This window comes from Vibrio sp. 2033 (genome assembly GCF_033339735.1).
Map to the genome: position 1 here is coordinate 183,232 of NZ_JAWOVC010000006.1, position 17,628 is coordinate 200,859.

Genomic DNA, 17,628 nt, shown 5'->3' on the forward strand with positions numbered 1-17,628 from the left:
ATGTCCAATCAATCTAGGGTGGAAGGTAAATCACTTAAAATTAAGCAAATAATCTCTACACTCAAATAACGAAAATAAGAAAAAAGGAAGTGGATATGGCAATACTAAGATTGGAAGCTAAGCAGCTATATTCTGTAGCAGATCTAGAGAATATGCCATGTAAGTCGACCAAGGAGTTACCTCCAATTGATGAAATCGTGGGCCAAGAGCGCGCGCAAAAAGCGGTCGAGTTTGCGATGTCCATCAAAGAGAAAGGGTATAACATCTACGCCATTGGTCAGAATGGGCTAGGTAAACGCACCATGATCTTGCGCTATCTGAATCGTCACCAGCACGATGCAGCAGCCCTGTTTGATTGGTGTTACGTTGCGAACTTTGAGGATACCCGTACACCAAAGGTATTAAAGTTGCCTTGTGGTATCGGAAATAAACTACGTGTTGATATTGAAGCTTTAATGGGCAAATTATTGAATGCTTTACCCCTAGCATTCGACAATGAAATGTACTTTAGCCGCGCTGAGCGATTAAAAAATCAATTGGCAGCTAAGCAACAAAACGAGCTGGATCGTATTAGTCGAGAGGCAAAAGAAAAGGGCATCAGCCTAACACTGACTACGCAGGGGGATTATCAGTTTGTCGCCATGAACGGTGATGAGCTTCATACGGAAGAGTCTTTTGATGTACTAAGCAAAAAAGAACAAGAGCAATTCAGCGATGCTATTGATGAACTCGAAGTGCGATTGCGCTCGATGGTTCGTGAGCTTACGGAGTGGGAAGAGACATACAGCGATAAAATCAAAAAGCTCAATGATGAAGTGACACTTGATGTGATTACTCACTTCATCAAAAAACTCAAAGTGGATTACGCGCAATATTCCGAAATCAAAACCTACTTAACTGAGCTGCAAAAAGATATTGTTGAAAACGCAGATATCTTCCTTGACCAAAGTGGCGAGCAAGGCGAAATTGCGACGGCATCCTTGGATAAAAAATTGCCACGTCGTTATAAAGTGAATGTCTTGGTAAGCCGTAAAAGCAGCGAATTTCCTATCGTTGTTGAAGAAAATCCCAACTATCATTCACTCTTCGGGTCGATTGAGACTGCCACTTTCAAGGGAACGGTGTTTACCGACTTCTCGCTGATTCGTGCAGGGAGCTTGCATAAGGCGAATGGCGGCGTTCTATTAATGGATGCTCAGAAAGTACTTGAACAGCCTTACGTTTGGGATGGTTTGAAGCGCGCATTGCGTGCTCGTCAATTGAGTTTTACGTCTCTAGAAAAAGAAGTCACATTGACGGGAGCGGTATCACTCGATCCTGAACCGATTCCGCTTGATATCAAAATTATCTTATTTGGTGATTACCGAACTTACCAATTACTCCAACATTACGATCCAGAGTTCAGCGAGTTGTTCCGTGTGACGGCAGATTTCGAAGACGAAATGAAACGTACGCCGGAGTCTGAGCTGCATTACGCGCGCTTTATCTCTAGCGTGGTGCATGACAACAATATGCTGCATTGCGATCGCAAAGCCATTGCTCGGATCATCGAATACAGCTCACGTTTGTCTGGCGACCAATCCAAGCTATCTCTACATTCGGCTAATATCGCCAACTTGCTTCGAGAGTCGAATTACGTGGCTCGTCAAGCCAACTCCAACATGATCCGTATTGGTCATGTTGAAGAGGCGCTCAATAACCAAGAAATGCGAGTAAGCCGATTACGCGATAACGTAATGGAAACCTTTATTAACGGCACAACGCTGATTCGCACCGAAGGAGAAGCCGTAGGCCAAGTGAACGCACTTTCGGTATTGAGCACTAGTGACTACATGTTTGGTGCACCGAATCGCATCACAGCGACGACGTGTTACGGTGATGGGGAGGTTATCGATATCGAGCGCAGCGTGGATTTGGGGGGCAGTATTCACTCTAAGGGTGTGATGATTTTGTCTGCCTACTTATCTTCCGTATTTGGTAAAACGGCACGAGTGCCATTAACGACAACCATTACCTTTGAGCAATCTTATGGTGGTGTTGATGGTGATAGTGCCAGCATGGCTGAGTTATGTGCGGTTGTGTCTGCTTTTTCAAAGCAACCAAACCGACAAGACATTGCGATAACAGGGTCGATGAATCAATTTGGTCAAGCTCAGCCTATTGGTGGCGTAAACGAAAAGATCGAAGGCTTTTATGATGTGTGTGTAATTAAAGGTCGTCATGACGGGCAGGGGGTCATTATTCCGCGCTCTAATGTTCACAATCTAATGCTTCGTTCCGACATCGTGAAAGCAGTCGAAAAAGGCGAGTTTAATATTTGGGCGATTGACCATGTTACTGAAGCTATCGAATTGTTTACGGGGAAAGTTGCTGGTGAGCCAACCGATGAAGGCTCTTATCCAATCGATACCATTTTTGGCCTTGCTCAAGCTAAGCTCAATTCGTTGAGAAAATAGGCTGAAACCGTCCTAAATGTGAATGTATCTCATCATAAGTGATCATAATTTATCATAACGACAATATCCCGACGCCACTGTCGGGATATTGTCAATAACAGATTGAAAATGGAGAGTTTTTGTACTAGACAAAAGTGTGATCGACCTCTAATATTCGCCACTTGTTTATTCGTCTGGGATTTATCCCGTCGCAAGGAAGCATAGATATTCAAACTGCCGAAAAGTAACGTTGTTATAGGCACTGCTCGAGTTTGTTTGGATATAGACATCACGCATACAACTGAGGCCCTGTCATGCAGTTATCACTGAAAAATTTGTCAGTACGAACGCAAATTTTGGTTCCGGTATTATTTACCGCGATTGTTTTGTTTATTGCTCTTTGGATTACTAAAAACAATCTTCAAGCAGAGCAAGATGTTATTGCTTCCAACCAAGAATCTTTGGTTTTTCACAAAGACACATTGGCGAGTATTGACGACCAAATTTACCCTCTGCGCATAAGCGCGGTTTACGCTATTTACGATGCTTCTCGTCGTGAGAATTTTCTAACCGAATTGAAAGAAGGCTTAAAGCAAGTTGATGCCGATTTAAGCGCAATTGAAGCCCGAAACCTATTCCGTGACGATGCCGTTAAAGTTCGCCAAGCAATTGAATCCTATGTGCGATATTCAGAGCGCTCAGTTGCTTTCTTCAACCAATACGATCAAGGTTTGAAATCGGATAGCGAGTACCGTGCATTTGTCAAAGAGTATCGCAATGTTGGCCGAGAAATGGTCCAACAAATTAACACGCTATCAAAGCATGTAAACGAGCAAGCTGAACAATCTACTATCAGAAGTCATCAGCAAAATGAACGTGTGCAAAATAACGCTATGTTGACGGTTTTAGCGGTATTTGCTTTCTCATTGATAGGCGCTTGGTTCCTGTCTGGCATGATTGTTACACCAATCCAAAAGCTGCAAGAAGTGATGCGTCAGTTAGCAATGGGTAATCTATCAGTACGTGCAGATGTCGATGGGGACAATGAGATCTCTAAGCTGAGCAAAGATGTAAACCAAACCGCAGAGCAGTTATACAACACTGTGGACCAGTTAACCCGTATTAGTGAGGAAGTTGCATCTGCATCGACCGAATTAGCTGCGGTAATGACGCAAGCGGAAGCGAACGCTCAACAAGAGTTGGCGGAGATCGAGCAAGTTGCATCTGCGGTTAACGAGCTTGCAAGCACTGCGAATAATGTGAGTGATAACGCGACCTCTGCTGACGCAACCGCGCGTGAAGCTGATGGACTTGCTCAATCAGGTTTGGCTATCTTCCAAGAAAGTGCGGAAGCAAGTGCGCAAATGTCTCAAGCATTGAACGATGCAGCGCAAGTTGTTTTGCGTCTAAAAGAGCAATCTGTACAGATCAACGATGTTATTGAAGTGATTCGCGGCGTATCTGAGCAGACCAACTTGCTAGCATTGAATGCTGCGATTGAAGCGGCGCGAGCTGGTGAATCTGGTCGTGGTTTTGCGGTAGTAGCTGATGAAGTACGCATGCTAGCAGCGCGTACTCAAGACTCGACACAAGAGATCCAAACGATCATTGAAGAGCTTCAAGCGCAGTCTGGGCTGGCGAATGACAGTATGCAAGTCAGCCTTGATATGCTTAGCCGCAACAACGAGCTGACGCAACAAGCGAATGAAGCGTTGGTTGGAATTACCGAGTCGGTCGCCAACATCAACGATTCAAACACGCAAGTAGCAACCGCAGCCGAAGAGCAGTCTCAAGTTACTCAAGATATCAATCGCAACGTGGTTAACATGTCAGAGCTTGTAAACCAAAATGTAGCGGGCATCAGCCAGAGTGCAAGTGCGAGTACTGAGCTTTCATTACTTGCAGAGAAGCAGAAAGAGCAATTAAGTTTCTTTAAGCTTTAATTCATCATCTACTTATCAAATCTCTAAATCCCTGAGTGAATGCTCAGGGATTTTTTTTGTTTGTAATAATCGGATTTATTATCAATAAGTCTATCTAAAACAGTTAGTTAACAAGATTTTTTTGCGGGCAATATCACGTTTTGTGATATTGTTTTTACATTTTTTTCGTCAATTTTTTTTTGACGCGAACATTTTTTTTAACTCAACCGATAACTTGATGGTTGAGAGGTATTCATATCGTCATTTTAAGTGGTGTTTTCTTCTATAAGCGCTGTTTATTCAACACGTTGCGTGAAAAATAACAGCTGCTACTATGCCGCCAGTTTTCTCGTTGGTACAGAAAAGTCCTGTTTTTCTGGTGAGAAAACACATATAAAACAATGATATGGAAAATAACAATGAAATTAAAAACTTTAGCTGTAGCAGTGGCGCTAATGGCATCAGGATCTCAAGTTGTCGCTTCAGAACTATACAACCAAGATGGCACTTCTCTTGAGATGGGCGGCCGCGCTGAAGCGCGTCTTTCTATGATGGATGGTAAGGCAGAAGACCGTACTCGCATCCGTCTTAACTTCCTAGGCAAACAGGAAATCAATGAAAACCTATACGGCGTTGGTTTTTGGGAAGGTGAGTTTGTAACTAAAACTTATGATGTATTTGATTCTAAAGGTAACAAAGTTGGTGAGACAGACAGTCTTGAAACTCGTTACGCTTATGCGGGTCTGGGTGGCAAATACGGTGAAGTAACTTACGGTAAAAACGACGGCGCACTAGTGGTTCTTACTGACTTTACTGACATTATGGCTTACCACGGTAACACAGCAGCACTTAAACTGCCTGTTTCTGACCGTACAGATAACATGCTGTCTTACAAAGGCCAATTCGAGCAGCTAGCTGTACGCGCTAGCTACCGTTTTGCTGATCGCACAACAGATGCACAAGGCTTTACAGACAACGAGGAAGATGGCTTCTCTCTATCTGGTGTTTACGCGTTTGCTAACACTGGTTTTGAACTAGGTGCTGGTTACGCAGATCAAAACGACAGCGATGAGTTCATGCTGGTCGCTGCATACTCTGTAGGTGACTTCTACTTCGCTGGTAACTACACTGGCGCGGATATGGATGTTGCAGGTAAGACTTTTGATTACAAAGGCTACGAACTAGCCGCTGCTTACACTATGGGTCAAACTGTATTCACTTCTACGTTCAACAAAGGTGAACTAGAAGACGCAGATACTGTAGAAAACCTAGCTGTTGATGTAACTTACTACTTCAAGCCTAACTTCCGTGGCTACGCATCATACAACTTCGATCTAATGGATAACGAAGGCGCGGCTGAAAAAGATGAGCTAGCGCTAGGTCTACGTTACGACTTCTAAGTCATGACTCTTATCTAAGATACTGCCTTATTCTTAGTAAATAAAACCCCTTACTGAAAAGTAAGGGGTTTCTTGTTTTCTAGCACTTCAAAGCTTCTTGATAAGCGTAGGGGTTATAAAATCTATCTTTTTAGTGTGAGCTTAGTACCATCAAATTTGAGGTGACTGAGGAGGTTTTTAGCGTTGTTTTTACCAACCTCATCAAACTCCATTCCGTAGCGAGCATAGTGCGTTGATTTTTGTAAATTACAAATACGACCTCGCAACGGCGCTAGCATACGACTTTCTCCGGGCATCGTTAGATCTAATGAAACGTGGTCACCAACCTGAAGTGGTCGGCTCATTGGTGATGTTACAAAACGACAGCCACTACGAGATAAATCTCTTATTTCGCATTCAGTTCGATAGGCTTCTAAACAAACACGCGCTCTCAAATTTACTTCGTAACGCACTTCTTTGCGAAGCTGAAAGACCTGCATAGTGTTGGGTAGGTCTAGCACCAAAATTGGGTACGGATCGCCTAGTCGATGCTGTAATTGGGCCCGAAATGGGATAACGGCCCCTTCACCTCGATGAGAGTAGGCTTTTACATTGATCCAAAAGCCTTCTTGAAAATAGAACTTCAAGTCTTCATCGGAGATGTTCGGAACCTCTATCAATGCAGTATTATTTGAGTGACAGCCAACAAATGTGCTGGTTGTAATAAACTTTGTACCAACGGGGGTGGTGACGTTTAAGCTCACTTCACTGCCATGTTCGACCATTGCCATTGCATCGGTGCTATTTAATGTACTTGCCTGACGTTCTGGTGCCTTCTTGCTTTGCAGAGGTAGCTTGCCGTCTCTGGCAATTGGGCTCATATTTCTCATTATAATTGTCGTACCTGATGTAAGAAGGTAATCGCGTGAGGCGAAGCAGCACTCTCGCATGGTATCGATTTTATTCAGTGATATAGTTTGATTCAATCAATCTGTAACAAAAATTAGAGAGCAAGATATGCATAAAGTAACTCATGAAGCCACTCATGAAGCCACGAATAGTACATTCTGGGTTGATTTAGAGCAGGGCTATAAAGCCAAGTTAATTTATCAGCTTAAGGGTAATGTCATGCACATTACATCAACGGTTGTTCCTGAAGCACTGCGAGGTAAGGGGTACGGAAAAGTGATGATGGAAGCGGTGTTGCCAGAAATTGAGTCACTCGGTTATCAAATCAAACCAGTTTGCCCATATGTTATTCACTATATGGAGAAGAACCAAACGTGGTCACATCTGCTCGCATGATGAGTAACAACCACCAACGCTACCAAAATATTGGCCAGGAACTCAATCTAGGTAATTACCGCTCTGTAGAAGTCATACAATCGCTATGGGGAGGCTATGGAGAGTTAGTCCGAGTTACTTATTCTACTCGTTCGGTGATCATTAAGCATGTAAAACTCCCTAAGCCTTCAGAGCATCCTAGAGGCTGGAATACGGACCGTTCTCATCAAAGAAAGTTGCACTCTTATCAGGTGGAAGTGAATTGGTATGAGTATTTTTCCGGAGGGGTGGATACTCGCTGCCGAGTACCACAAGGTCTAAAAACGTTCCAATCGGAGAATGAATGGCTCATTGTGATGGAAGATCTCGCCGAGGTGGGCTTTCCAAAAGTCATCACAGATGCACAGCTAGAGCATCTACAAGCCTGCCTCACTTGGTTGGCGAACTTTCATGCGCGATACATCGATGTTCGTTCGGATAAGTTGTGGCATACCGGAACATACTGGCACTTAGCAACCAGACCCGACGAGCTTGAAGCATTGCAAGACACTGAGCTACAAAATGCGGCTCAATTGATTGATCAAACGCTTTCGCAAGCTAAGTTTAAAACACTAGTACACGGTGATGCCAAATTGGCGAACTTCTGTTTTGATGAAGAAGAATCAAACGTTGCTGCGGTTGACTTTCAATACGTTGGATGTGGGTGTGCAATGAAAGATGTGGCACTGTTTATGAGTAGTGCCGTTAAGCCAGAACGTTGTGCAGAGATGGAAGTTTGGGTTTTGGATACGTATTTTGCTCAGTTGCAACACGCGCTAATGGTCTATCAACCGAATCTTGACCCTAATGAAGTCGAGCGTGAATGGCGTCCTTTGTTTGCTGTGGCTTGGGCAGACTTTCAGCGCTTTGTGAAAGGTTGGAGTTCCGACCACTGGAAGATCAATCCCTACACAGAAGCATTGACTCGCAGAGCGTTGGCTTACTTACGAAAGTGAGTCGAAGTTTAAAAAGAAAAGCCTCCAATTAGTAGGAGGCTTTGTTTTATCTTTGGCCTGGTCTGATGCGCGCCATGTAATAGGTATTGATGAATTCACCATCACGGAAGGAACCGTCAATCGCTTCACCCTCAATTTGAAATCCATGCTTTTTATAAAGCCCAATGGCGGCGTCGTTATCGGCATTGACCTCTATCTGAATTCTTCTCACATTTAACCAGTTATCTGCTAGTTCAGTGACTGTATCTATCAATTTGCTACCAATACCGAGTCCATGGAAACTATCATGTACTCCGATGCCAAACGATGCCGTGTGCATCGTTCTTGGACGTAGAGAGTGGTGAAAGCCAATATTTCCGACGACTTTACCATCAATTTCAGCGACATAGCTATAAACACCATCAGGTATGTTTGACAATCTTTCCACCCACATCGCGAGCGAAGGCTTTGGGAGTTGCAGGGTTTCACGTTGTGCTTTTGGTTGTGAATAGATTTCTACGAGTGCCGCTGCGTCTTCGACGGTCGTTGGACGTACGATAATTTCCATGCCTCTCTCCTTCGCTTTTTAGTTTTAATTTTTAATCTAACCACAGTTTTCTTATTTGGATAGTGTTTTTTTATGTTTAATGGATAAATGCCTTTTAAATTAGCTTGTTATGATGTCTTTTTTTAATTTTCAGTAGTGATTTATCATCAAGTTGAGCGAATAGATTGCAAAGGTGTTGAATTATTGTACTGAGAATGGCGCGTACTGCAGAGTATCGTGGTGAATTTCATGTCGCAGTAAATAAACGCATTTAGTCAAACTGTGACGACGGCACTGTGCGTCAGTTGACTTGAATCAATAGAGGATGGGGTTACCTCCTATGAGGTATAGGGAAACGACACGTTTAGGGCTATTTATGCTTAACTTGATAAGGGAGTTTTGTTGAGGAAATAGCATGAAATCCTCTCAGTCTAAAATATCGCAAAGTCGGCGCCGATTTTTGCGTGATACAGCTCGGATTGCGGCTGGTGTTGGCGCAGCTGCGTGTGTATTGGGCTTACAATCGCTACAAAGCCAAGCTCGAGAAACCAAAGGTGTGCCTATTCGTCCGCCTGGTGCATTGCCGGAAGGCGATTTCGAATCAACTTGTATTCGATGTGGCTTGTGTGTTCAGGCATGTCCTTACGATACCCTGAAACTTGCGACATTACTTTCACCCGTCGCGACTGGCTCACCTTACTTTACTGCACGCGATATTCCCTGCGAAATGTGCGAGGACATTCCTTGTGTTGTCGCTTGTCCGAGTGGGGCGCTGGATCCGAAACTAACCGATATTGATGATGCTCGAATGGGTACAGCGGTTCTTATTGACCATGAAACTTGCCTTAACTGGCAAGGGTTACGATGCGACGTTTGTTATCGCGTTTGTCCGCTGATTGATGAAGCCATCACGTTAGAGATGGTTCACAACGACCGAACCGGCTATCACGCCAAACTTATCCCTACAGTGAATTCCGAAGTGTGTACCGGATGTGGTAAGTGTGAACAAGCGTGCGTGTTGGATGTCGCTGCTATTAAAGTTGTCCCGACGGATTTGGCGAAAGGCAAAGTGGGCAGCCACTACAATTTTGGTTGGAAAGAGATCGACAAACCACTCGAAAATATCCTCCCTAGTGAGACGCCTGTGCCGGAAGGTGCGCTTGAATCGCTAAAAGGAGGTAAGTAATGGCAAAGAATTTAGCTCAAAATGCTGGCAAAGAAGCGCTTGAAAAGCTTGGTTGGTGGCGCGCGCATCGGTTTTTGATTTTACGTCGGCTATGTCAGTTCACCATCATTGCGCTATTTATGGCTGGGCCGACGCTGGGAATTCTAACTGGTAATCTGTCATCAAGTATGTTGCTCGATACCGTGCCGTTAAGTGACCCGTTAATTGTGCTTCAAGCTTTGGCGACAGGGCATGTTCCGGAGTTTAATGCGTTGTTAGGCGTAGTGATTGTCGTGGTGTTTTACGCGATTTTGGCGCCGCGCGCATTTTGTGCTTGGGTGTGCCCGTTGAACACCGTGACAGACTTGGCGGCGTGGTTGCGTCGAAAGCTCAACATTAAAGCGAGCTATCGTTGGTCTCCCGTGATTCGTTATTGGCTGATCCCTGTTTTGATGTTGGGCAGTGCGCTGTCTGGCGCAATTCTTTGGACATGGTTAGATCCAGTGGCGGCACTGCATCGCGGGTTGGTGTTTGGTATGGGCGCAGGTTGGGTGTTGATCGCCCTGGTGTTCGTGTTGGATTTACTCTTGGTTGAGCATGGGTGGTGTGGGCACTTATGTCCACTGGGGGCTACCTATGGAGTGATAGGCCGAAAAAGCCTGTTGCGGGTTACTGCTGTTCGCCGCGAAGATTGCACCAAATGCATGGATTGCTTTTACGTTTGCCCAGAACCAGAAGTGCTTCGGCAGCCTTTGAAAGAGGGAGATCGTCGAGTTATGGATCAAAACTGCATTAGCTGTGGTCGTTGTTTGGATGTATGTCCAGAACATGTGTTTGAATTTAAAAATCGCTTATCAGTAAAAGTCATTGATTAAGCCACTGAGCACATTTACTCATGCTTTATTTCTCTTGATACTTGAACATCGCGCTTAGCCAAGGAGTTAAGCGCGATGTTTATCTTCATAACAATATTCCTCAGCCATATCTGCTTGCTCTGGGCTGAAAATAATAATGATATTGCGAATTTGTTACATTTAAAGCTATGATGATGCCTTCATATTTAAAGGAAACATCATGACTACCTCATCGCACGGCTGGAGAACGCCGCAAAATTTCCTCCTGTTAATTTCCATTATCGTGCCCATTGCTTTTTCTACCTGGATGGCGTTGTTGAACAACTTTGTTATCGAGAAAGCAAACTTTGATGGTGCCGACATAGGCCTATTGCAAAGTGTGCGTGAAATTCCGGGTTTTTTGGCCTTTACCGCCGTGTTTGTATTGCTGTTTATCCGAGAGCAACGCTTTATGCTCGTCTCTTTGGCGATGCTTACGCTTGGTACGGCATTAACAGGTTATTTTCCCACTTTGTACGGTCTACTTTTTACAACCTTGTTAATGTCCACCGGCTTCCATTACTTTGAAACACTCAAGCAGTCTTTGTCTTTACAATGGCTATCTAAAGAAGAAGCGCCAGAAATGCTGGGTAAGTTTATTTCTGTTGGAGCTTTGGCTTCTCTGTTTACCTACGGCGCCATTTGGGTTTCGCTCGAACAGCTCAAACTTGATTTTAAAACGGTCTACTTAATGGCTGGTGGTTTAGGTTTTGTGCTCATTTTGGTGATGGCATTTGCCTTTCCACAATTTAAGACAAAAGTACCTCAGAACAAGAAGCTCATCCTGCGTAAACGTTACTGGTTATACTATGCGCTTACGTTTATGAGTGGAGCACGCCGTCAAATTTTTACGGTGTTCGCTGGTTTCTTGATGGTAGAAAAGTTTGGTTACTCCGCCGCAGATATTACGTTGTTGTTCCTGATTAACTATGTCTTTAACTTCTTGTTTGCGAAGCGAATAGGCCGTTTTATCGGCGTTGTTGGTGAGCGCAAAGCGTTGATGTTTGAATACGTCGGTTTGATCTTCGTGTTTGTCGGGTACGGTTTGGTGCAAACGGCAGAGTGGGCGGCAGCATTGTATGTTGTCGATCATTTATTTTTCGCGTTAGCGCTTGCGATTAAAACCTACTTCCAGAAAATTGCCGACCCAGCAGATATGGCGTCGACCGCGGGCGTTGCGTTTACGATTAACCATATTGCGGCGGTTGTAATACCTGTTACGTTTGGTGTGATTTGGCTGGTTTCACCTGCTAGCGTATTTTACATCGGCGCTGGTATGGCAGCAGTGAGCTTGCTGTTGTCACTCAATATTCCAGCGAAGCCGGAAGAAGGCAACGAAACTCGCTTGTTGAAGTGGAGTTAAGTTGGCACTCACTATCTAATCATTAAAGCGAATACCTGTAATTAGACTCGCTGAAAAGGGTGCTTATGCGCCCTTTTCTTTTGATTGCAAATAGATAATCCCCCCAATGGTTGTCAATGCATGCTACGTCCGTTAGGGTTTAGAACTAAGTATTTCGAAATAACTTGGGCATAACTGACGCGAAACAATAAGAGGGGAGCTATACAGTGCAGATACATGGCAGAGAGTTGGATTTAGATCTAGGAAGCCGTCACATCGTTATTCAGCGCCGCTATGAGGCGTTAGGTGCTGCAAACGACCTACTCATTGCTATTTGGTTTTTAATTGGTAGCTTTTTCTTTTTGAATGATTCGTTGATTGAAAGTGGTACTTGGCTTTTCATCGTGGGCAGTGCGCAGTTGATCATTAAGCCCCTGATAAAACTGATGAGTTTAGTTCATGTTGGTCGTTTGAATAAGCAACTTTCTGGCACATCAGCGAGCCGCTGAAATTACCGCTTCTTTTGAATACTTGCAAGCAAGAAGCCAGCAGGCGAGTTATCGAGGGGAAAGACGGAAGATAACGTGGTCACAACACTAACCACGTTATGTTCAGTTTGAAGCTTCAGAATTTAAAACGGATACCAGAACAGTTGTGTGTCCATCACACGCTTGCTGATCGCAGCAATCACTATCACCGCAATCCCAGCCATGCAGATCATATCGGCTTTGGTCAGTGGTTTTAAGCTGTACCAAGTGCGAGAGGAGTGGCGGCCAAAACCACGTAGCGTCATCGCGTTTGAGATTTGATCGGCTCTGTCTAAACTAGAGAAAATCAGAGGTCCAAGAATCTTCGCGACGTTCTTCATACGAGTGAACAACGGAGCCTTCTTGCTCAGTTCTACTCCGCGTGCTTGTTGCGCGTGCATGATGTTAACAAAGTCCTTTTTCACTTCCGGCAAGTAGCGCAGCGTTAAGCTTACGGCATAGGCGATTTTGTAAGGCACACCCAAGCGGTTCAAGCTGGCTGAAAACTCCGTCGGGTGAGTGGTAAATACAAACACCAACGCGATTGGAAACATGCTGAAGTACTTCAACGTCACTGTTACTAGGTAAAACAATGTCTCTTGAGTGAGCGAGTAATTACCGGGTAACGAGAGTAAAACCGTTGATGAACCCATGAACTCAGTACCTTGTTGCGGTGCTAACGCGAACATAAACAGGGCATTGATCAGTAATACCGTGCCTGTACCGAATAACAGCGGTTTGTAGACATGAAAGGGCACTTTGGTCATTTTCAATAAGCCCAAACCCAGCACGATCAACAGCGCGATGATTCGCAAGTCAAATGTGGTCAATACCACCGTTACCCAAGCAATGAAAAGCAAGAACTTAGTAATGCCATTCAACTTATGAAGTGGCGATTGGGTATCGATGTAGTTGATACCAAACTTCATTTTGTTGTCTTTCATGCCACTGCTTTCTCTGGTTGGTTTACTTCGTCGCTTTTTTGTTGGCGGTGCGCTTTTTCTACATTGATAAAATGCTGCATAAAGCCATTGGTGCCCTCGATACCAACTTTCGTAGCCAACTCAAACAAACTTGTGGTAGTGAGGTTTGCTTGGTCTAGTAGCTCTGGACTGCTGAATACCTGCGTCATTGGTGCATCCGCGACTAATTTACTGTCTGCAATCACGATAGAGCGCGTGGTGTATTCCAGCACTAAATGCATGTCATGAGAGATGATCATCACGGTTACGCCCAACTCGCGATTGAGCTTTTCGATGAAACTCAGCATAGACGTGTAGTTTCGATAGTCCTGACCTGCCGTCGGTTCATCAAGGATCAGAAGCTCTGGTTCCAATACCAAAATTGACGCAATGGTTACGCGCTTTTTCTGGCCGTAGCTCAATGCTTCGATTGGCCAGTGACGGTATTTGCTCAAACCGCACAGCTCAAGGACTTCAAGTACTTTAGCTTCGATTTGTTTCTCTTCAACGCCACGATTACGGAGGCCGAAGGCCACTTCGTCGAAAATCATGTGATGGGAAATCATGTGATTCGGGTTTTGCATCACCACGCCCACTTTCTGGCTGCGCTCGAAGATGGTCAGTTCGTTAAGATCTTGACCATTCATACTCATTGAGCCGCTATCCGCTTCAATAACGCCCATAATCAGTTTGGTGATGGTCGATTTACCCGAGCCATTTTTGCCAAGTACAGAGACAAACTCGCCACGCTTGATGTCAAAACTCACGTCTTCTAACGCGTTTTTCTCACCGTCGTAAGAATAGGTGAGGCCACGGACTTCAAGCAAAGTCTCGGCTGGCGTTTTGGGCGGTTGTGCTTTTGAACCATCAAACCATGCTTGTACTGCCGGTTTATATTGCTCCAACGGTAAGGTAGTTAAGCTAGAAGGTTTTGCATCGCCCTCAATCGCGCAGCCTGCTTCTTTCAGTGCTGAAATATAAAGCGGTTCGCGGATGCCGTAATCTTCTAGCAGAGGCGACGCTAAAATTTCATCTGGCGTTGTATCGGCAATGATTTCGCCGCTTTCCATCAAGATAATACGGTCAACGGAGCAATGCAGAACGTCCTCAAGACGATGCTCAATAATTACGATGGTTTTACCCGTTTCGCGGTGTAGATCATCGATGATCTCGATGGTTTTTTTACCCGTTTTAGGGTCAAGCGCAGCTAGTGGTTCATCAAACAAAAGGATATCGACGTCATCGACGAGAATGCCCGCCAAAGAAACACGCTGTTTCTGGCCGCCTGATAAATCGTGGGGTGAGCGTTCTAGCATCTGTTCCAAGTCGACCATTTTGGCCGTGGCTTTGACCAATGGGTACATGTCGATATTTGAAGTTAGCTGGTTTTCCAGCGCAAATGCAATGTCTTCGCCAATGCTCAAACCGACAAATTGGCTGTCCGTATCTTGGAGTACGGTGCCAACTTGCTCAGTGTATTGGTGCATGTCGAAAGGGGCGGTGTCTTGACCATTGATGGTCAATGTTCCACTGGTTTCCCCTTTGATTGCGTGTGGGATCAGTCCGTTAAGACATTGCCCAAGGGTAGATTTACCACTACCACTTGGACCGATAATGACGATTTTCTCTCCTTTCTCTATCCTTAGATTGATATTTTTTAGCGTCGGTTTGTCCAGCGACTCATATCTAAAAGAGAAGTTAGAAAATTCGATTGTCATTCGACATTAAGCCTCTGTTAAGTTACGGCTTTGCTTGTTACGTTTAGCGACAGACTTAAGAATGAAGAAGCCAACAATAGCAATAAGAATGGTGTTACCGATCGCGATAATAGAAAGCTGGGTAAACACTTTAGTGAACGGTTCTGCGTATAAAATCGTGTCGAGGAATGCAGAGCAACCGTAACCAAATACGTTGCCTAATAGCGCAAGTACTACGAATAACGCGAAGTCTTTCATATTGAAATCACCTTTCTCCAAACGGTAGCGCGTTAGAGAAGGGAATAGACCGATAATCAAACCAACAATACCTGAACCAAGTACCCAAGTGAGCCATACGCCCCAACCTGCAAATAGGTCAGTAACCCAGTGACCAATAAAACCAACCAAGAAGCCAACAAGTGGTCCAAATAGTACTGAGAACAATGCTAATACTGCCATTGCTGGTTTTAGCGTTGTGTTTGCAAACACAGGGATGCCAAACATAGGTAAGCCGCCGATACCGTAAAGAGCAGCACCGATTGCAATAACCACAACAGTTTTAGCGGAAAGATTCATAGATAACCTCAGTTCAATAGTCGATTTTAAAGAACGTTCATTTATATTGTTGGAAAGCGTTAGTTATTTGATTGTGTAACATATATTCAAAACAACCAAGCTGCTTATTGTTTGCTCTATTTTTCTTCAGGAAATGTGTGATTTGATTCACGCATCCCTTTGACTGGCTTTGGTTTTAGCAAGCATTAAAAATAAGGCGCGCATTATACAGAATATTAATAAAAGTGGGAATGCTATCTATCTGGATGGCTAGAATGAATCAGGGGCTGATCGTCAGCCCCTGATTACACGGTTTGATGTTATTTTTACCAATAAATGAATGCGCTATATGTTCATTAATGGTCGAGGTATAAATAGTTCTGCCAGCTCTTCATACGAATAAGCACTTTGCGCATCACTGATACGTGAGTAAAGCTGTCTGAATAAACTGCAACTTCAACCGCAGTACCCATTGGCAGGTGGTATCCACTCAAGTCGTCGGTAATTTTCAGCTTCGCAAAAACACGTCCGCTCGTGCGCAAGGCATCAGTCCCAAGCAGAGCGCCTCGCGCTTGAATTTGGCTTTCACCAATGGCTGGAATCACGTCAATGACTTCGCCACGGAACACTTTGCCCGGAATTGCGCGGAACATAAATTCTGCTTCAAAGCCTGGCTTCAAGCGTTGTAATGAGTTCTGTCTGAATGCCGCGGTGTACGTAATGTCTTCGGTATGTACGAAGGTCATTGCCGGGGCAAGTGGCAACGGCACAGCCATAACACCAGGACGCAAAGCCAATTGCGTAACGTAACCATCGGTTGGCGCACGAACGACGGTTTGCTCTAGGTTAAACTCTGCTTTACGCAGCTCGGCAAGAAGTTGCGCGACTTGGGTATTTTCGCCTCCGATTTCAGAGTCCAGAGCGATTTGCGCTTGTTCTTGTTGCAAAATCGCAACGTCTAACATGGCTTCTGCCGCTTTATACGCTTGGCGTCGAGTATCCAAATCTTGTTCAGTAAACGCGCCACGATCAAAGCCCCTTTGATATCGGCTAAACTCCCTTTGTGCTTTATCTCTGTCCGCTTGCGCTTTCAATACAGCAGCTTCTGCTTCTCTTAGATCAGACTCTAAACCCAACGCACCTTGGCTTGCTTCTTTGACTTTCGCTTCAAGGCGAGCAACTTCTGCTTCAAAAGGCACAGGATCGATTTTGAAAAGAATATCGCCCGTTTTGAGCGGTTGGTTGGCTTGGACTGGCACTTCCACCACGCGGCCACGCACGCCAGAGACGATAGGCGTAGTCGGGAACACTTGGTTACCCAATTGAGTAAATGGGTGGTTGTAGTTCATAAGCAGCACGAGTGTGCCCACTAACACTACGCCGCCAAGTACGGCGGTTGGAACGGTCCATTTGTTTAGAGGAATATTGAAAATTTTAAAAATGGCAATACAAAGAGCTGCGTAAGTCAGAATCAGCAATAAGTCCATTATTCGTCCTCTTTACTTTGTTCAGGCAAAGGCTTTTGCTGAATCTTTTGTTGTTTCAACATCGATACTTCGTTTTTGAGTTCGTTGACTTCATCGATGAGTTCTTCAAGGCGGTGATGAATGTCGTGTGTTTCTTGTTCTAGTTGTTTAAAACCCCAGCCGCGTTCCTTGCGCCATAATGTTGCCCAGATCCATAAAAATGGCCACAGCGCATGCAAAGTGAAAAGGCTGACCCAGCCAGCGTAGTGAATTGCGTCTTGGTGCGGGTGCTCTCTCTCTTTGGCGATTTCATATGGAATATCATGGATGACAATGATTCCGTAAAAGATCACTAAAGCAACGAAGATGAGTAACCCAAGTGCAAAATAGTCTAGAAACATCTTACCTACCTGTGCGTATTGCGAAATGGAAAATCTACGTAAATTAACAATTTAAGTATTTGTCTTAACTACAGATGAA

Annotated in this window: 16 protein-coding genes; 9 read left to right on the plus strand and 7 right to left on the minus strand. The window is 44.5% G+C overall.

Annotation, left to right across the window (positions count from 1 at the left end):
* Positions 1-95: 95 nt before the first annotated feature.
* The 3 genes from R7P74_RS10980 to R7P74_RS10990 all read left to right on the plus strand — a co-directional run bounded on the left by R7P74_RS10980 (position 96) and on the right by R7P74_RS10990 (position 5,757).
* The gene (locus tag R7P74_RS10980; protein WP_054574916.1) at positions 96-2,456 is read left to right on the plus strand and encodes a Lon protease family protein; all 2,361 of its coding nucleotides are present in this window, start codon (positions 96-98) and stop codon (positions 2,454-2,456) included.
* A gap of 293 nt (positions 2,457-2,749) precedes the next feature.
* Positions 2,750-4,378: a methyl-accepting chemotaxis protein gene (locus R7P74_RS10985; RefSeq protein WP_005375120.1), complete on the plus strand. Its 1,629-nt coding sequence runs from the start codon at positions 2,750-2,752 to the stop codon at positions 4,376-4,378.
* A 398-nt stretch (positions 4,379-4,776) separates the two neighbouring features.
* Entirely contained in the window at positions 4,777-5,757 is a 981-nt protein-coding gene (locus R7P74_RS10990; protein WP_025768571.1) for a porin, read from the plus strand.
* Positions 5,758-5,879: 122 nt separating this feature from the next.
* Here R7P74_RS10990 and R7P74_RS10995 read toward each other — a convergent pair whose 3' ends face one another.
* Positions 5,880-6,626, minus strand: coding sequence for a flagellar brake protein (locus R7P74_RS10995; protein WP_042521645.1), 747 nt, complete (start codon positions 6,624-6,626; stop codon positions 5,880-5,882).
* Positions 6,627-6,753: 127 nt separating this feature from the next.
* Between R7P74_RS10995 and R7P74_RS11000 the strand changes: the two genes are divergently transcribed.
* Positions 6,754-7,041 carry a GNAT family N-acetyltransferase gene (locus R7P74_RS11000; RefSeq protein WP_225473182.1) on the plus strand — a complete coding sequence of 96 codons (288 nt, stop codon included), beginning with the start codon at positions 6,754-6,756 and terminating at the stop codon, positions 7,039-7,041.
* Positions 7,038-8,015, plus strand: coding sequence for an ecdysteroid 22-kinase family protein (locus R7P74_RS11005; protein WP_225473311.1), 978 nt, complete (start codon positions 7,038-7,040; stop codon positions 8,013-8,015). The genes R7P74_RS11000 and R7P74_RS11005 overlap by 4 nt, the downstream gene beginning before the upstream one ends.
* Positions 8,016-8,061: 46 nt before the next feature.
* On the opposite strand, the gene R7P74_RS11010 is transcribed toward R7P74_RS11005, so the two are convergent.
* Positions 8,062-8,562 (minus strand): GNAT family N-acetyltransferase, encoded by a 501-nt coding sequence (locus tag R7P74_RS11010; protein WP_225473183.1) that lies wholly within the window; start codon positions 8,560-8,562, stop codon positions 8,062-8,064.
* A 394-nt stretch (positions 8,563-8,956) separates the two neighbouring features.
* On the opposite strand from R7P74_RS11010, the gene napG reads away from it, so the two are divergent.
* The 4 genes from napG (at position 8,957) to R7P74_RS11030 (ending at position 12,450) form a co-directional block, all read left to right on the plus strand.
* Complete coding sequence (gene napG, locus R7P74_RS11015; protein WP_151515318.1) at positions 8,957-9,727, plus strand: ferredoxin-type protein NapG; 771 nt, start codon at positions 8,957-8,959, stop codon at positions 9,725-9,727.
* Positions 9,727-10,581, plus strand: coding sequence for a quinol dehydrogenase ferredoxin subunit NapH (gene napH / locus R7P74_RS11020; protein WP_225473184.1), 855 nt, complete (start codon positions 9,727-9,729; stop codon positions 10,579-10,581). Before napG ends, napH begins: the two co-directional genes overlap by 1 nt.
* A 199-nt stretch (positions 10,582-10,780) precedes the next feature.
* Positions 10,781-11,962: an MFS transporter gene (locus R7P74_RS11025; RefSeq protein WP_005375129.1), complete on the plus strand. Its 1,182-nt coding sequence runs from the start codon at positions 10,781-10,783 to the stop codon at positions 11,960-11,962.
* 206 nt (positions 11,963-12,168) lie between these two features.
* Positions 12,169-12,450, plus strand: a complete 282-nt coding sequence (locus R7P74_RS11030; protein WP_025768568.1) for a YrhK family protein — start codon at positions 12,169-12,171, stop codon at positions 12,448-12,450.
* Between the two features lie 122 nt (positions 12,451-12,572).
* On the opposite strand, the gene R7P74_RS11035 is transcribed toward R7P74_RS11030, so the two are convergent.
* The 5 genes from R7P74_RS11035 to R7P74_RS11055 form a co-directional block, all read right to left on the minus strand.
* Entirely contained in the window at positions 12,573-13,412 is an 840-nt protein-coding gene (locus tag R7P74_RS11035) for an energy-coupling factor transporter transmembrane component T family protein (protein WP_138939430.1), read from the minus strand.
* Positions 13,409-15,148, minus strand: a complete 1,740-nt coding sequence (locus R7P74_RS11040) for an ABC transporter ATP-binding protein (RefSeq protein WP_318122840.1) — start codon at positions 15,146-15,148, stop codon at positions 13,409-13,411. Before R7P74_RS11040 ends, R7P74_RS11035 begins: the two co-directional genes overlap by 4 nt.
* A 6-nt stretch (positions 15,149-15,154) precedes the next feature.
* A complete protein-coding gene (locus R7P74_RS11045) occupies positions 15,155-15,703 on the minus strand; it encodes an ECF-type riboflavin transporter substrate-binding protein (protein ID WP_005375133.1) in 549 nt (182 codons plus the stop codon).
* A 335-nt stretch (positions 15,704-16,038) separates the two neighbouring features.
* Entirely contained in the window at positions 16,039-17,169 is a 1,131-nt protein-coding gene (locus tag R7P74_RS11050; RefSeq protein WP_005375134.1) for an HlyD family secretion protein, read from the minus strand.
* A complete protein-coding gene (locus R7P74_RS11055) occupies positions 17,169-17,549 on the minus strand; it encodes a DUF3302 domain-containing protein (RefSeq protein WP_005375135.1) in 381 nt (126 codons plus the stop codon). The genes R7P74_RS11050 and R7P74_RS11055 overlap by 1 nt, the downstream gene beginning before the upstream one ends.
* Between the last annotated feature and the right edge of the window lie 79 nt (positions 17,550-17,628).

Excerpts from the sequence above, each read along its gene's own strand:
- R7P74_RS11045 (WP_005375133.1), bottom strand. The coding sequence starts at position 15,703 with ATGAATCTTTCCGCTAAAACTGTTGTGGTTATTGCAATCGGTGCTGCT.
- R7P74_RS10995 (WP_042521645.1), bottom strand. The coding sequence starts at position 6,626 with ATGAGAAATATGAGCCCAATTGCCAGAGACGGCAAGCTACCTCTGCAA.
- R7P74_RS10990 (WP_025768571.1), top strand. The coding sequence starts at position 4,777 with ATGAAATTAAAAACTTTAGCTGTAGCAGTGGCGCTAATGGCATCAGGA.
- napH (WP_225473184.1), top strand. The coding sequence starts at position 9,727 with ATGGCAAAGAATTTAGCTCAAAATGCTGGCAAAGAAGCGCTTGAAAAG.
- napG (WP_151515318.1), top strand. The coding sequence starts at position 8,957 with ATGAAATCCTCTCAGTCTAAAATATCGCAAAGTCGGCGCCGATTTTTG.
- R7P74_RS11055 (WP_005375135.1), bottom strand. The coding sequence starts at position 17,549 with ATGTTTCTAGACTATTTTGCACTTGGGTTACTCATCTTCGTTGCTTTA.
- R7P74_RS11050 (WP_005375134.1), bottom strand. The coding sequence starts at position 17,169 with ATGGACTTATTGCTGATTCTGACTTACGCAGCTCTTTGTATTGCCATT.
- R7P74_RS11040 (WP_318122840.1), bottom strand. The coding sequence starts at position 15,148 with ATGACAATCGAATTTTCTAACTTCTCTTTTAGATATGAGTCGCTGGAC.
- R7P74_RS10985 (WP_005375120.1), top strand. The coding sequence starts at position 2,750 with ATGCAGTTATCACTGAAAAATTTGTCAGTACGAACGCAAATTTTGGTT.
- R7P74_RS11005 (WP_225473311.1), top strand. The coding sequence starts at position 7,038 with ATGATGAGTAACAACCACCAACGCTACCAAAATATTGGCCAGGAACTC.
- R7P74_RS11000 (WP_225473182.1), top strand. The coding sequence starts at position 6,754 with ATGCATAAAGTAACTCATGAAGCCACTCATGAAGCCACGAATAGTACA.
- R7P74_RS10980 (WP_054574916.1), top strand. The coding sequence starts at position 96 with ATGGCAATACTAAGATTGGAAGCTAAGCAGCTATATTCTGTAGCAGAT.
- R7P74_RS11035 (WP_138939430.1), bottom strand. The coding sequence starts at position 13,412 with ATGAAAGACAACAAAATGAAGTTTGGTATCAACTACATCGATACCCAA.
- R7P74_RS11010 (WP_225473183.1), bottom strand. The coding sequence starts at position 8,562 with ATGGAAATTATCGTACGTCCAACGACCGTCGAAGACGCAGCGGCACTC.
- R7P74_RS11025 (WP_005375129.1), top strand. The coding sequence starts at position 10,781 with ATGACTACCTCATCGCACGGCTGGAGAACGCCGCAAAATTTCCTCCTG.